The organism is Microbulbifer celer, assembly GCF_020991125.1.
Lineage (GTDB): Bacteria > Pseudomonadota > Gammaproteobacteria > Pseudomonadales > Cellvibrionaceae > Microbulbifer > Microbulbifer celer.
On sequence record NZ_CP087715.1, the window covers coordinates 45546 to 59839 of the forward strand.

A 14294-nucleotide genomic window follows, 5' to 3' on the forward strand; every position below is an offset into this window, starting at 1 on the left:
GCAACAAGAATACCGAATAACACCGGCCTGAAGCGCATTCAGTGACCAAAAGCTGGGTGTGAAGGTGCCGATGCCGGGGGAAGCCTTGCGAGACCTTCTAAAACAGGGATGTTTTAGGAGAGCCCCCATGGATGGGTTGAGGGGGGGGGGGGCGCCTAGCTCGTGTCTTGCAAGGCTTCCCCCGGTAGCGGCACCGCCACTGAGCCTGTTTCGTGCCACCCCGGGGGCTTATAGAGCAGCCCCTTCAGCCCGCCTCCTGAGCTTTGACTCCCCTGAGCTGTTTCACCCCGATTTTCTCGCGCAATTCCTCGATCCTTAGTGTACGTCTGCCCCCGGTGTTGGAAACCGTCAAATGACGTAGTGACCGGCCCCAATACGCGTATGGCCCCTCTGGGCTTCTCTCCGAATAATCGATAGCAACAAAAATAACCAATCGAGATCAGCCATTCCCGGAGGGGGTACACATGAAGACGTTAACAGGAGGTGCGCGACTGCAAGCGGGGCCGCAGTTGAAAAAAACAACCTGGCAGAGTGCCTGTGCCGCAGGAGTGCTGGCCGTCTGCGCCGCGCCGCTGCCGGCGCTGGCGAAACAGTACGAATCCGAAAGTGGCCAGACCTTCAGTATCGGCGCCGGCTTCCGTTCACAGTTCGAATCCGTGGAAGGCGACAGCGAATTCACCCTGCCGGATATCCGCGTCTACACCAGTGGACAGCTGAACGACACCGTGAAATTCACCTTCAACCTGCAGCAGCGCAACAATGACACCGTCGATGTGCTGGACGCGATTGCCCAGTTTGAATTCAGCCCGCAATTCAATATCTGGGCGGGGCGAATGCTCACACCGGCAGACCGGATCGAAATGAGCGGGCCGTTTTACGGACTGAGCTGGAACCAGTACCGCCAGCCACTGTACCCCTCCGATCAGGGCGGACAGGCCGGCCTGATCGGGCGCGATGAGGGAATCACCTTCTGGGGAGCGGCCGGCAAGTTTCAGTACGCGGCCGGTACCTTCTACGGGCTGAATGAGTACAGCAACCGGGATGAAAACCCGCTGTACGCCACGCGCTTTGCCTACAACTTCCTGAATATGGAATCCAATCCGGGCTACTACACCAGCTCCACCTACTACGGTGGTCTCGGCAATATCTTTACCCTCGCACTTTCCATGCAGAGCCAGGAAGACGGCGTGGGCAGTGAGGCATCTGCCGGTGATTTCTCTGGCTGGACCATCGACATGCTGTCGGAAACCGTACTGGATGCCGGTGGCGTGGTCACGCTGGAAGCGGAATACAAAAGTCTCGATGCGGATTACACCCTCGCCTCTCAGCCGATGGCTGGAGACTGTTTCTGCCTTTTTGACGGCGAGTCTGCCTTCGCCACCGCTGCCTATCTGTTCCCCGGCAATGTGGGCCCGGGCAAATTCCAGCCCTACTTGCGCCTGGTGGAAAACCGTCCCTCCGATGCCGATAGCAGCAGCGCCACCGAGCTCGGCCTCAACTACGTGGTCAACGGCCACAACACCCGCGTCAATCTCAGTTATGTCAGTGGCGATGCCAATGCATCGGGTTATACCGGGGCGGATGTGGACGCGTTGAGCCTCGGCATGCAGGTTCAGCTGTAAATCTAGCGACGATTTTCCAAAGCATACACAGGAGCCATTCCATGAAACTGAAAAAATTTGTCGCCAGCCTCGCGCTGGCCGCCGGTACCAGTGTGGTGAGTGTCGCGACGCTGGCGGCGGAAACCATCAAAGTGGGGGTGCTGCACTCCCTGTCCGGCACCATGGCCATTAGTGAAACCACCCTCAAAGACACGGTGCTGATGATGGTGGATGCGCAGAACCGCAAGGGCGGTCTGCTGGGCAAGAAACTTGAAGCGGTCGTCGTGGACCCCGCCTCCGACTGGCCGCTGTTTGCCGAGAAAGCCCGCGAACTGCTGACCAAGGAAAAAGTGGATGTCATTTTCGGTTGCTGGACCTCCGTATCCCGCAAATCGGTATTGCCTGTGGTGGAAGAGCTGAACGGTCTGATGTTCTACCCGGTGCAGTATGAAGGAGAAGAATCCTCGAAAAATGTGTTCTACACCGGTGCCGCGCCCAACCAACAGGCAATTCCCGCCGTGGACTACCTGATGTCAGATCTGGAAGTGGAACGCTGGGTGCTGGCCGGCACCGATTATGTATATCCGCGCACCACCAACAAAATTCTGGAAGCCTATCTGGAATCCAGGGGGGTGGATAAAAAAGACATCATGATCAACTACACCCCGTTCGGGCATTCCGACTGGCAGAGCATCGTGTCCGACATCAAAAAATTCGGCAGCGCGGGCAAGAATACCGCGGTGGTTTCCACCATCAATGGCGATGCCAATGTGCCCTTCTATAAAGAGCTGGCCAATCAGGGCATCAGCTCCGAAGACATTCCGGTAGTCGCATTCTCCGTGGGCGAAGAAGAGCTGTCCGGTATCGACACCGGTCCGCTGGTGGGCCACATGGCGGCCTGGAACTACTTCCAGGGTATCGACAGCGAAGCCAACGAATACTTTGTGGAGCAGTGGAAAACATTTATCGGCGACGAAAAGCGTGTGACCAACGACCCCATGGAAGCAACTTATATCGGCTTCAATATGTGGGCCAAGGCGGTGGAAAAAGCGGGTACTACGGAAGTGGACGCGGTGGAACAGGCGATGATCGGTATCGAGTTCCCGAATCTGTCCGGCGGTGTTGCCAGGATGAACAAGAACCACCACCTGTCAAAACCGGTATTTATCGGTGAGATCCAGGATGACGGTCAGTTCGAAGTGGTGTGGGAAACCGACGGTGTGGTCGCCGGTGATGCCTGGTCCGATTTCCTGCCGGGCTCCAGAGACCTGATCGCCGACTGGACCGCGCCGATCAAGTGCGGCAATTACAACACCGAGGCCCAGGCCTGCGGCGGTCAGGCGGAGTGATCTGTGAAGCAATTGCTATTGAGTGGCTGCCTGTTGTTTTGCCTGTTGCTGGTGAGTACGACATGGGCACAGTCTGAGTCCGCCCCAGCCGCGGTGGATGGTCTTTTACAACAACTGACCGAAGCCAGCCTACGCGAAGTGGGCAGTGTGGTGGAACAATTGGAAAGAACCGGCGGCGAGTCCATGCGTCCGCTATTCGAAACCATGTTGGCAGGGGATCTGTACTACCACAGGCAGACCGGCGCACTGATGGCAGTAGATAAAAACGCTGAAGGCGATCGCATCGGGCGCGATGTATTCAGTGGTGCTGATCTGGGCGTTCAGTCGCGCCGGGATATCAAGAAAATCCGGGTAAATAATCGCCTGCGCGGCCAGTTGCGCGACACCCTGGCACGCCTGGATTTACGCCACGGCAGCACTGCGGAGCAGCGCGCGGCGGTGCTGGCCATTCTCGACGAGCTGACTGAGCAGAATATGCGCCTGTTGCAGCGCGTGGCAGACACTGACGTCAATGGTGAGCTGCGCGAGTTGATCGGGCTGGCCGAAGCAATGGTGCAACTGCGGGACAGCAGTGATCGCGTGGTACGCATTGCCGCCATCGAAACCATGAGCGGCCGACTGGAGAATCCGGTTAGAAATCAATTGCGCCGAGTGGTCAATGATGAGCGGGAGAGCGACGCTGCGGTGAAAGCGGCAGCGCAGAAGGCGCTGGATCGTATTGACGGGCGCATGGCGTTTTTCGGCAGTATGGAGCAGCTGTTCTTCGGCCTGAGTCTGGGATCGGTGCTACTGCTCGCCGGCATCGGTCTTGCGATCACCTTTGGCGTCATGGGTGTGATCAATATGGCCCACGGCGAAATGATCATGCTCGGGGCCTACACCACTTACGTCATCCAGCAGCTGATGCCGAATGCCATTGAATATTCACTGCTGGTGGCGGTGCCCGCCGCGTTTCTGGTTTCCGGCAGTGTCGGTGTAGCCATTGAGCGCGGCGTTATCCGGCATCTACAGGGGCGCCCGCTGGAAACGTTATTAGCCACCTTCGGTATCAGTCTGATTCTGCAGCAGGCGGTGCGCAGTATTTTCTCACCGTTGAATATGCAGGTGGTGACACCGGCATGGATGAGCGGATCCCTGCAGATCAACCCGGTATTTTCCATTACCTTCAACCGTTTTTATATCCTGCTGTTTGCACTGGCGGTCTTCATCAGTCTGGTGATGATTCTGAAAAAATCCTCCCTCGGCCTGAACGTGCGCGCGGTATCCCAGAACAGGAATATGGCGAAAGCCATGGGCGTGCGCACGGAACTGGTGGATGCGATGACCTTTGGTCTCGGTTCCGGTATCGCCGGTGTGGCCGGTGTGGCGCTGAGCCAGTTGACCAATGTGGGACCGAACCTGGGGCAGTCCTACATTATCGATTCCTTCATGGTGGTGGTCTTCGGTGGTGTGGGCAATCTGCTGGGCACGTTGGTTGGCGGTTTCTCTCTCGGTGTGGCGAATAAATTTCTCGAGCCCGCCACAGGCGCAGTGCTTGCCAATATTATTGTGCTGTTGTGCCTGATCCTGTTTATCCAGAAGCGGCCCAAGGGGCTGTTTCCGCAACGTGGGAGGGCAGCGGAATGAGCGCAGCGCGTAAATTCTGGACCTCACTGTTCAATCTTCTCACTGAACTGCGCCAGCCCGGGCGGGGCTCTTCCTGGCTGGTGGGGATTCTTTTAATCACCACCATCGCCATGTCCGCGGCCAACCTGTTACTGCCCGCGGATTCTCCGTTGTATGTCAGCACCTACACCATCACCCTGATGGGCAAGTACCTGTGTTTCGCCATGCTGGCGATGGCGGTGGATATCATCTGGGGTTATTGCGGCATTCTAAGCCTGGGCCACGGGGCTTTTTTTGCCCTCGGTGGTTACGGTATGGGGATGTACCTGATGCGTCAGATCGGTGATCGCGGGGTATACGGCAACCCGGATCTGCCGGACTTTATGGTGTTTCTCAACTGGCAGGAATTGCCCTGGTACTGGTTCGGCATGGATCAGTTCTGGTTCGCGGTGTTGATGGCGCTGGCGGTACCGGGATTGCTGGCATTTGTGTTCGGCTGGCTGGCGTTCCGCTCGCGGGTGACCGGTGTTTATCTGTCGATCATGACCCAGGCGCTGACCTATGCGCTGATGCTGGCATTTTTCCGTAATGAAATGGGTTTCGGCGGCAATAACGGGCTGACGGACTTCAAGGATATTCTCGGCTTTGACCTGCAGGCAGATGGGACCCGGGTGGCACTGCTATTGGTGACCACGCTGTTGCTGGTGATCGCTTTCCTGTCCAGCCGCGCGATTGTGCAGTCGCGACTGGGGCGGGTGATTGTAGCGGTGCGCGATACCGAGGCGCGGGCGCGTTTTCTCGGCTACCGCACCGAGCGCTACAAAGTATGGCTGTTTGTGTACTCGGCGTTGATCGCCGCGGTGGCGGGCATGTTGTATGTGCCGCAGGTGGGCATCATCAACCCCGGTGAATTTTCCCCGCTCAATTCCATTGAAGTGGTGGTGTGGGTGGCGGTGGGCGGTCGTGGCACCCTGTATGGCGCCATTGTCGGCGCACTGCTGGTGAATTACGCCAAAACCCGCCTGACCGCCATCATGCCGGATGCATGGCTGTTTGCACTGGGGGCGTTGTTTGTGATTGTTACCGTGTATCTGCCCAGTGGATTGGCAGGTTTGTTGCAACGTTTTGGTGGTCAACAAAATGGTAAATCAGCCAGCGTTGAAGCAGAGCGCGAGTCATCCAACAAACCATCGATCGGCATGCGGGAGGTCAATGCATGAGTAGCCTGAACCAGAATAGCCTGAATCGGTTGACCGAACAGGCACGGGCACTGATGCGCCGGGATACTGCCTGGCCCTTTCTGGTGCCGCGGCGACGCTCGGTGGATGTATCCAAGCAGGTGATCCTGTACTTGGAGGATCTGAACGTCAGTTTTGATGGTTTCCAGGCGCTGAACAATCTTAACCTGTATGTAAACGACGGCGAATTGCGTTGCCTGATCGGCGCCAATGGCGCCGGCAAGACCACGCTGATGGATGTGATTACCGGAAAAACCCAGTGCGACAGTGGCAGTGCCTGGTTCGGTCAGAATATTGATCTGCTGGCGCACGATGAGGCGGAAATTGCGCAGATGGGGATCGGGCGTAAATTCCAGAAACCGACGGTGTTTGAGGCGCATACCGTATTTCACAACCTGGAGCTGTCGCTGCAGGGAAGCAAGGGGGTGTGGAGCGCGCTGACCGCCAAGCTGAGCAGTAGTGAGCGCGATCGCATCGATGAGGTGTTGAAGGTCATCGGTCTGGAGAAACTGCGTTTCCAGCTTGCCGGCGCGCTTTCCCATGGCCAGAAGCAGTGGCTGGAAATCGGTATGTTACTGGCGGCGGAGCCGCGTTTGCTGTTGATCGATGAGCCGGTGGCCGGCATGATCGCGGAGGAAGCGGAGCGGACAGCGGAGCTGCTGACATCCCTTGCCGGCAAGCATACGGTGATCGTGGTGGAGCACGATATGGAATTTGTGCGCAGTATTGCACGTACGGTAACGGTTCTGCATCAGGGCTCGGTACTGGCGGAGGGCACGATGGATCAGGTGCAGAATAATCCGGATGTGATCGAGGTTTATCTGGGGGAGGAAGTATGATCCAGATCGAAAAACTGAATCAGAAATACGGTGGCACACAGATTTTATGGGACCTGAACCTGGAGGTGGAGCAGGGTTCTTGTACCTGCATCATGGGCCGCAATGGCGTCGGCAAGACGACGTTGCTGAAGTGTCTGATGGGGCTGTTGCCGCCCAGTGATGGCAGGATTCTGTTTGAGGGCAAGCCGATCGAGGGCAGTGCGGCGCAGGCGCGGGCCAAACTGGGCATTGGTTATGTACCCCAGGGGCGGGATATTTTTCCGTTGCTGACGGTGGAGGAGAATCTGCTGATCGGATTGCCGGCGCGTAGGGATGGGTTGAAGAAGGTTCCGGAGAAAATTTTTGAGCTGTTTCCGGTGTTGCGAGATATGTTGCATCGCCGCGGTGGCGATCTGTCCGGTGGGCAACAACAGCAGTTGGCCATTGGTCGCGCGCTGGTGATTGATCCGAAGGTGCTGATTCTGGATGAGCCCAATGAGGGGATTCAGCCGAATATTGTCCGGCAGATTGGGGATGTGGTGACGCGGCTCAATGAGGAGGATGGGCTGACGGTGATTCTGGTGGAGCAGAAGCTGGGGTTTGCGCGTCGGGTGGGGAAGGAGTTCCGGTTGATGCAGAAAGGGTCTGTGGTGGCTGCGGACAGGATGGCCAACCTGGATGATGGATTGATTCGGCAGTATCTGGCTGTGTGAGTTTTCTGGCCTTTGAGGTATGGATGGGGACTCCGTTGCTGGTTTTGTAGCGGCACCTTCAACCTGGACTTTGACTAATTTAATTTCTACTCTGGTTTGGCAACTCAGGCGAATATCTGTAGGTAATCGTTATTGCCGTAGTGATGAAACTCCTCCAGCGCGCTATAAGCGAGTTTGATCACATGATCATCGTCGCTGACTAGCGCGCGATCCCGAGTATCTTCCTGTCTTTTTTCAATACTTTCCGTTTCTCTTTCCGTTTCGTCGCTATCCGGCGACTGAATCACTTTCGGCCCGGTGCTGAGATACGCGATGACGAGTCCTTGCCAGAAGTAGCGCAGTGCACTTTCCTGATTTTTACAGTAGGGGAGGATCAGGCGCAGTGCGTGACAGCCGGTGACGCCGTGCAGCAGGGTGAAGTCATTGGTGCCGAGGTAGGCGCGGATGGCGACCCGGGCGATATCTTCCAGCCCCAATTGTTGCGGCTGAATCGCGGTTTCCATCCAGTCCGGTTGGCCGGTGACGGCCTGCATATGATCGGCGATATTGCCAGGGGCGACGGGTATATCTGAATATTGTTCCGCAACCCGCGCAATGATTTCACCGGCGGCAACGGGGGCTTTCTGATCGCTGCTGGTAAGAGTGTGGTACTCCAGGTTCCAGTAGGCGAGGCCCATGGCGATCTCTTCCAGATGGCGGGCGTCGACCCCGTAGGCGGTGCGGATAAGGCCGTGGAAGGCGGCGGTGGCGATTGAAGGGAGGAGAGCCGGCAGTTCCTGTTGCAGGCATTTGGCGATACCGAGTTGTTTGAGTTGTTGTTCGTAATAGCGCAGGGCGCTGGGGAACAGGTCGTCGCGGTTGCGGCAGTCGGCGATGTGGTCGATGTCATGTACCGGGCTGCCGGGACGCAACTGCAGTTGAGGCGCTGAGCGGTCAAAGGCGTGTTGCAGTTGGCGCTGGGAGCCCCCCATTTTGTCCAGGGCGATCAGGACCATGGGCAGGTGATTGGCGAGGCGGTCACCGTAGTGCACGTGATAGCGGCTGCCTGCTTCCAGCAGTTGCGCGCAGTCGCGGGTGATGCTCATGCTGTGTCCTCCCGGTCGGGTTGTCCGCTTATCGGACCTCTACTCGGTCCCCCAAGTGTATGGTGGCTTGATTCTGCTCGGCAGACGCGGGCGCGAGGTTCATGCCGAAGTAAATCTGTCCGTCCTCCCCGCGGCGGTAACTGGTCAGGGTGCGCAGGGGTTCTTTGTGTGCGCGGCCGGTAAACGGATGCAGGCCGGGGATGCCACAGCGGGCGCAGGGATGGGTGCAATCGAATACCAACGGCCCGTCGTGGGTGTGGATGGTGAGGGTTTTCCACCGGTCCTCGGCAAAGGGCTGACAGCCACTCACCACCAGGTTGGGACGGAAGCGCAGCATGGAGACGGGTTCTGCGAGCCGGCTGTTGAGGTCGTCCAGGGAGGCCTGGCTGATCACCAGTAGCGGTGCGGCATCCGCGAAGCTTACCTGGCGGTCGCTGCGGGGAGCGCTCAGGGGTCGGCTGAACTCTGAGCCCATGGCCACCAGCCGCAGCGGGGTTTGCAGCTGCTCGCTCAGCCAGTGAGCGGCGTCGTCGCCGGCATCGCGCGCGGTCACCTCATCGTCCCACACGCGTACGGTTCTGCGCTCGGCTTCTGTCCCGGGCTGGCGGACTTCTATGTGTTCGCCCTCGGCATTTTCCAATCGCACACCTTTGTCGGTGACGGTTGCTTTCAGTTGCGCCATGGCGCGCAGGCGGCGTTGGGTGACAAACTGGTTGTCGTCATTCACCAGCATCCAGCGGCGGTCGTTGATGGCGCCGAACTGATCCAGAGGCAGGGACTTACATTGGTGCCCCTGCAGGGATTTGACCGGGAAATGATAGAGCGCTGAGATTTCCAACACCGTGTCCTTTGCGATGGATTGATCCGTCAAGGGTATAGGTAACGACGGTTGCGGAAAAGACCTGTGAAAAATGGCGGGAATCGGGCGTTTATAAGGGAGGAATAAAGGCTTCGGATAAAAAAGGGCGGCCTGAAAAGGCCGCCAACCTACATGCTGTGAGACGATGTAGCGGAGAAGAAATCGGTATCAGGGCTCGGAGGGTTTGCCGAACTCCGGGAACCCTTCGTCATTCCAGCGAATTGTTTTCACATAAGTGTGGCGGTTGGGATCCCATAGCGGATCACCTTCGATCTTGGTGTAGGTACGCGCGTGGAATACGAGAATATCTTCACTGCCGTCTTCAGATACGGTGAAGCTGTTGTGGCCCGGACCGTAGATACCGCGCTCGTAGTCACTTTCCAGTACCGGCCTGGGGGATTTTTCCCAGCTCGCCGGATCCAGCACATCGGCGTTTTCATCTGCCCACAGCAGGCCCATGCAGTAATTGTGGTTGGTGGCGCTGGCGGAGTAGCCGATAAAGAGTCGGCCATTTTTCTTGATCACCGCCGGCCCTTCATTTACCAGGAAGCCGATCACTTCCCAGTCGTACTCCGGTTTGGTCAGCAGTACCGGCTCGCCGACGATGGAGGTCGGGGTGTCCATTTCCGCGATGTACAGGTTGGAGTTGCCGGCAATCTCCGGGCCTTTTTGTGCCCACAGGTAATAGTGTTTGCCCTCGTGTTCAAATACGGTGGCGTCGAGGCAGAAAGTATCGATGCCGGAATCCACCTGGGTGAGCTCCCACTGCGCTTCCAGCGGGTTGGCATCGGTGGTGGTCAGTGCGTACATGCGGTGCTGGAACAGATCGTGTTTGATTTCCCGCGACGGGGCTGCGGCGAAGTAGATTGCCCAGGTGGGCGCCTGCCCCTCTATGTGCACGTGGTGGATCTCCGGTGCCCAGATCAGGTCGGAGTAGGGGCCGGTGTCCGGCTTGGTCCATACGGTGACCCTTTCCGCATCGGCGAGTCCGGCAATGGTCTCTGCGCGGCGCAACTCCAGGCGGTCATATTCGGGCACCGAGGCGATAAAGTAATAAAAGCCATCACTGTGCTTGTAAATAAACGGGTCGGCACGCTGTTCGATCAGCGGTTTAACCAAGGGTTCTGCGGTTTTTTCTGGAATCACTATTCACTCCGGTTACTGCTCGGGTTTGAAATTTGGGTGACGACGGTTCACGAGGCGGACGGATTCAGTACGGGATCCGCAGTGTCCTCGGCTTTGGGTTCAATCAGGCCCTGTTTCAGCTGGTCGTAATACTCATTGGTAATGATGTACCTGCGCATCAGCAGTCCCAGCAGAAAGTGGAAGGCTCCGGGGATGACCGTCAGCATCAGTGCGATGCCGGTCATGGTGTACTCGCTCTGGGGCTGGCCGGCTTCATAGCCAAAGTAAGTCAACAGCAGGCCGGTAATAAAGCCTGCGAGGCCGGCACCGGCCTTCTGACAGAATGAGATACCGCCAAATGCCAGGCCGGAAACGCGCTTGCCGGTTTTGGCTTCTCCGTAATCCACAGCCTCGGCGATGGCGGACCAGAAAATCGGCGCATGCAGGTCAACGACAAATGACAGCACAATGTAGATCGCGAAGGCGAGCGCGATATCACCGGGCGATACAGCGAAGAACATCATCAGACTGAGAATACCCACCAGCACTTGCGACCAACTGAACAGCTTGACCTTGCAGAACCGTTTGGTAATCCAGGTGGACGCCACCATGGATGCGATGGAGGCGGCAATCCCGGCACTGGTGAACTGGGCCGCCAGGGACTCGGTACCGCCGAGGTAGTAAATGGCATAGTAGAAAGCCACGCCGCCGCGCATGGCGTAACCGATGGTACCCAGGATGCAGGCCCCGGCGAGTACCAGCCACTGATCGTTCTGGACCAGCAGCTTGAATTGCTCACCCAAGGGCTTTTTATCCACCACATGTTCGACCCGTTCACGGGTGGTGAAAAAGCACATCATCAGCAGGCCCACGCCCACCAGCGACATGAAGCCCATAGCCAGCTGGTAGCCTTTGGCGGTATCGTCGCCCCCCCACCACTGCGCCAGCACCGGCACCGAGGCTACGATCACCACATTGGCAATCTTGGCGAAAAACATGCGGTAGCCGTTGGCTGACAGGCGCTCCTTGGGGTCACTGGTGAGCACCCCGATGTAGGAGATATAGGGGATGGCTACACCGGTAAACATCAGGGTAGCGAACAGGTAGGTGACGTAGGCCCAGATCAGCTTGCCGTTATAATCCAGGTCCGGTGTGGTAAACAGCAGGCAGACGGCAAAACCATAGGGAATGGACAGATAGAGGAAGTACGGACGGAAGCGACCGAGGCGACCGTTGAACTTGTCTGTCAGTAGCCCCATCAACGGGTCGCTGAGGGCATCGACAAAGCGCGCGGCGAGAAACAGTGTACCCACATGGGCGGGTTTGAGGCCGAATATATCCGTATAAAAGTACTGCATGAAGTAAAACATGGCGGCGATCATCACATTGACTGCCATGTCGCCGGCGCCGAAGCCGACTTTTTCGACCACGGATAGCTTATTCGACTGCTGCATTGTTATTTCTCTCTGGTATCGCTTATCTGCTTCTACTTATCGATGCGCCCGATTATTGTTTTGGCTCGGCGGTGATATATATATTATTGTAGTATCAATGTCAAAACGGGCGGCGATACGGGAATTGCTTTTAACTGCGGCCATTTCAGCGTAAATTGCACAGGATAACCATGGTTTCATTAGCGCTGATATTGCGTCCCGCGTGACCGGCGAATCACGCAGATTCGACGCTACTGGACGGAAATTGTGGTATTTGTAGCACTTTTGCAGTTGCAAGTGTATAAAAAATCAGCATGGAAGCGGCCTTCGAGTGACATCGCCCCGGGCGGTATGGGTATTACCTGACGGCCAGCCATCCCGTATTTGTCATAATGTAAGCTGAATCGACAGATTGTTGAGGTTTCCGATCCGTCTGGCCTTACTATTTCAGGCACAGCATTCCGTGGGCGTGTTCGGACAAGAGTCTTTGAAGGATTCTCAGAGAGCGCATCCAGAGGGAGGCGACCCGTCAGATTGATTGCTGAAGTCAGCAAAAGTTAGGTATTGAATAATATGGTGAAACAAGTCAGGGAAAACCGCCCGCGCAGCGTACACGCATGGGTTGCCTATGAGCTCGGTACCCGCATTGTGACCGGCTATTATGCGCCGGGAGAATATATTCCCAATGAAGCGACCATTGGCGAAGAGTTGAATGTGTCCCGCACCGCGCTGCGCGAAGCATTCAAGATCCTGAGTGCCAAAGGGTTGATCGAATCCCGTCCCAAGCTGGGCACCCGCGTACGCGCGCGCGAATTCTGGAATATGTTCGACTCCGAAGTGCTGCGCTGGTGTTTTGATTCCACCCCGACGCCCGAGTTCCTGCGGTCCCTGTTTGAAGTGCGGGAAATGATTGAGCCCAACTCTGCGGCGCTGGCAGCCAAGCGCGCCACCGACGAGCAGATTGCGACAATGGAGCAGGCTTACAAGGCAATGGAAGCGGCGGAACCGGGTACGGAAGAAGTGATCCTCACCGATATCGAGTTCCACATGGCCATTCTGCGCGGCACCAATAACGAGTTCATGGTGTCCCTTGGGGAGTCGATCCGCACCGCCCTGATGGGGCTGTTCCGCATCAGTAGTTCCAAGGAGTCTGCCTATCAGGCCTCTCTGCCGGGGCACCATGCGGTATTTCTGGGAATTCGAGATCGCGACCCGGAGCGTGCGCGCTTCGAAATGAAGTCGCTGCTGTCCAAGTCTTCGCGCAAGGCGCTGGATCAGCTGGCGGAGAGTATGGATGCCAAAGTGGATGTGGCCATTTAATAAAATGTAGCGGTCCACGCGTCACCCAACAAAAAAGGCAGTCAGTTGACTGCCTTTTTTGTTTCCGGGGGCTGCGCCGTTACAGGGTTTTCACGGTGGGAATTTTGCGCTCCACGATCTTCAGTGGATTGCGCAGGGTGCGGCCAAAGGTGGCGGATTCGATCTCAAAGCGGTCGCCCTCTGCCGGCTTGATGCCGTCGCCAAAACTCAGGGTGGCGGTACCGAAAAAGTGCACCTGCACGTGACCCGGGCGGCAGAAGTTGTCGTACTTGAAGTGATGATCTTCCAGGTTCTTGATGGTGTGGGACATGTTGTCTTCACCACTCAGGAAGTTCTTTTCCCAGATGACTTCGCCATTGCGCACGATGCGGGATGTACCCTCGATGTGGGCCGGCAGCTCGCCCAGCAGCAGTTCCGGGCCGAAGGAGCAGTGGCGCAGCTTGGAGTGGGCCAGGTAGAGATAGTTCTGGCGCTCGGTGACATGGTCGGACAGTTCATTGCCAATGGCAAAGCCGATGCGGCAGGGGTTGCCTTCGTTGTCATTGATGTAGATACCGGCGATTTCCGGTTCCTCGCCTGCGTCCAGAGCGAATGATGGGCTGGGAATGGCCTGTTCCGGTGCTACCACGCAATTGCCGTCGCCCTTGTAGAACCACTCCGGCTGCACGCCGGTTTCGCCATTGGCCGGCTTGCCACCCTCGACGCCCATCTTGAACATCTTCATGGTGTCGGTCATCTCTTCCTCTTTGCCGGAAGAGTTCTGGGCGTGCATCGCCGCGCGAGTATCGGCACTGCCGAGGTGGGTCAGGCCGGTGCCAGCAACCATCATGCACGAGGGTTCGGGGTGGTCGATGGGCGCCAAGAGGCGGCCTTCATCGATGATCTGCTGGTAATCCAGGCGTTGATCTGAAAGCAGGGAAGTGGCCAGGGATTCCAGTGGGGTGCCGCTGCTCAGGGCCTGTTGCGCCAGTTGGTAGACGCTCTCGACACCTTTCAGCTGTTCGACGGTATTGTGGTCGACCACGGCACCTACTGCGCGCAGGCCGGATTCGGTAGTGAACTGGATCAGTCTCATCGCTTTATTTCCTAAATTATTTGCTCGAGCCTCAAGGATCGCAAGTAACATGCGGATCTGAGTTTATATATTA

Annotated in this window: 12 protein-coding genes; 7 read left to right on the top strand and 5 right to left on the bottom strand. The window is 57.2% G+C overall.

Going from position 1 to position 14294, the window contains the following annotated elements; all coding sequences use genetic code 11:
• Nucleotides 1-464: 464 nt before the first annotated feature.
• From LPW13_RS00200 to urtE, 6 genes are read left to right on the top strand one after another with little or no spacing between them, the layout of a single operon-like run.
• Nucleotides 465-1622: a porin family protein gene (locus LPW13_RS00200; RefSeq protein ID WP_230437439.1), complete on the top strand. Its 1158-nt coding sequence runs from the start codon at nucleotides 465-467 to the stop codon at nucleotides 1620-1622.
• Nucleotides 1623-1663: 41 nt separating this feature from the next.
• Nucleotides 1664-2950 carry an urea ABC transporter substrate-binding protein gene (urtA, locus tag LPW13_RS00205; RefSeq protein WP_230437440.1) on the top strand — a complete coding sequence of 429 codons (1287 nt, stop codon included), beginning with the start codon at nucleotides 1664-1666 and terminating at the stop codon, nucleotides 2948-2950.
• A 3-nt stretch (nucleotides 2951-2953) separates the two neighbouring features.
• Complete coding sequence (urtB, locus tag LPW13_RS00210) at nucleotides 2954-4576, top strand: urea ABC transporter permease subunit UrtB (protein WP_230437441.1); 1623 nt, start codon at nucleotides 2954-2956, stop codon at nucleotides 4574-4576.
• Nucleotides 4573-5775: an urea ABC transporter permease subunit UrtC gene (urtC, locus tag LPW13_RS00215; RefSeq protein WP_230437442.1), complete on the top strand. Its 1203-nt coding sequence runs from the start codon at nucleotides 4573-4575 to the stop codon at nucleotides 5773-5775. The genes urtB and urtC overlap by 4 nt, the downstream gene beginning before the upstream one ends.
• A gap of 53 nt (nucleotides 5776-5828) precedes the next feature.
• Nucleotides 5829-6632 carry an urea ABC transporter ATP-binding protein UrtD gene (urtD, locus tag LPW13_RS00220; protein ID WP_230439225.1) on the top strand — a complete coding sequence of 268 codons (804 nt, stop codon included), beginning with the start codon at nucleotides 5829-5831 and terminating at the stop codon, nucleotides 6630-6632.
• Nucleotides 6629-7324: an urea ABC transporter ATP-binding subunit UrtE gene (urtE, locus tag LPW13_RS00225; protein WP_230437443.1), complete on the top strand. Its 696-nt coding sequence runs from the start codon at nucleotides 6629-6631 to the stop codon at nucleotides 7322-7324. Before urtD ends, urtE begins: the two co-directional genes overlap by 4 nt.
• 104 nt (nucleotides 7325-7428) lie before the next feature.
• On the opposite strand, the gene LPW13_RS00230 is transcribed toward urtE, so the two are convergent.
• The 4 genes from LPW13_RS00230 to LPW13_RS00245 all read right to left on the bottom strand — a co-directional run bounded on the left by LPW13_RS00230 (nucleotide 7429) and on the right by LPW13_RS00245 (nucleotide 11847).
• Complete coding sequence (locus tag LPW13_RS00230; RefSeq protein ID WP_230437444.1) at nucleotides 7429-8409, bottom strand: questin oxidase family protein; 981 nt, start codon at nucleotides 8407-8409, stop codon at nucleotides 7429-7431.
• 28 nt (nucleotides 8410-8437) lie between these two features.
• Nucleotides 8438-9247, bottom strand: coding sequence for an MOSC domain-containing protein (locus LPW13_RS00235; protein WP_230437445.1), 810 nt, complete (start codon nucleotides 9245-9247; stop codon nucleotides 8438-8440).
• 189 nt (nucleotides 9248-9436) lie between these two features.
• Nucleotides 9437-10414 carry a glycoside hydrolase family 43 protein gene (locus LPW13_RS00240; protein ID WP_230437446.1) on the bottom strand — a complete coding sequence of 326 codons (978 nt, stop codon included), beginning with the start codon at nucleotides 10412-10414 and terminating at the stop codon, nucleotides 9437-9439.
• A 47-nt stretch (nucleotides 10415-10461) separates the two neighbouring features.
• Nucleotides 10462-11847: an MFS transporter gene (locus LPW13_RS00245; protein WP_230437447.1), complete on the bottom strand. Its 1386-nt coding sequence runs from the start codon at nucleotides 11845-11847 to the stop codon at nucleotides 10462-10464.
• Nucleotides 11848-12399: 552 nt separating this feature from the next.
• On the opposite strand from LPW13_RS00245, the gene LPW13_RS00250 reads away from it, so the two are divergent.
• Nucleotides 12400-13146: a FadR/GntR family transcriptional regulator gene (locus tag LPW13_RS00250; protein WP_230437448.1), complete on the top strand. Its 747-nt coding sequence runs from the start codon at nucleotides 12400-12402 to the stop codon at nucleotides 13144-13146.
• 79 nt (nucleotides 13147-13225) lie between these two features.
• On the opposite strand, the gene araD1 is transcribed toward LPW13_RS00250, so the two are convergent.
• Nucleotides 13226-14221, bottom strand: a complete 996-nt coding sequence (araD1, locus tag LPW13_RS00255) for an AraD1 family protein (RefSeq protein ID WP_230437449.1) — start codon at nucleotides 14219-14221, stop codon at nucleotides 13226-13228.
• Between the last annotated feature and the right edge of the window lie 73 nt (nucleotides 14222-14294).

Excerpts from the sequence above, each read along its gene's own strand:
- urtD (WP_230439225.1), top strand. The coding sequence starts at position 5,829 with ATGCGCCGGGATACTGCCTGGCCCTTTCTGGTGCCGCGGCGACGCTCG.
- LPW13_RS00245 (WP_230437447.1), bottom strand. The coding sequence starts at position 11,847 with ATGCAGCAGTCGAATAAGCTATCCGTGGTCGAAAAAGTCGGCTTCGGC.
- urtA (WP_230437440.1), top strand. The coding sequence starts at position 1,664 with ATGAAACTGAAAAAATTTGTCGCCAGCCTCGCGCTGGCCGCCGGTACC.
- LPW13_RS00250 (WP_230437448.1), top strand. The coding sequence starts at position 12,400 with ATGGTGAAACAAGTCAGGGAAAACCGCCCGCGCAGCGTACACGCATGG.
- urtC (WP_230437442.1), top strand. The coding sequence starts at position 4,573 with ATGAGCGCAGCGCGTAAATTCTGGACCTCACTGTTCAATCTTCTCACT.
- araD1 (WP_230437449.1), bottom strand. The coding sequence starts at position 14,221 with ATGAGACTGATCCAGTTCACTACCGAATCCGGCCTGCGCGCAGTAGGT.
- LPW13_RS00200 (WP_230437439.1), top strand. The coding sequence starts at position 465 with ATGAAGACGTTAACAGGAGGTGCGCGACTGCAAGCGGGGCCGCAGTTG.
- LPW13_RS00230 (WP_230437444.1), bottom strand. The coding sequence starts at position 8,409 with ATGAGCATCACCCGCGACTGCGCGCAACTGCTGGAAGCAGGCAGCCGC.
- urtE (WP_230437443.1), top strand. The coding sequence starts at position 6,629 with ATGATCCAGATCGAAAAACTGAATCAGAAATACGGTGGCACACAGATT.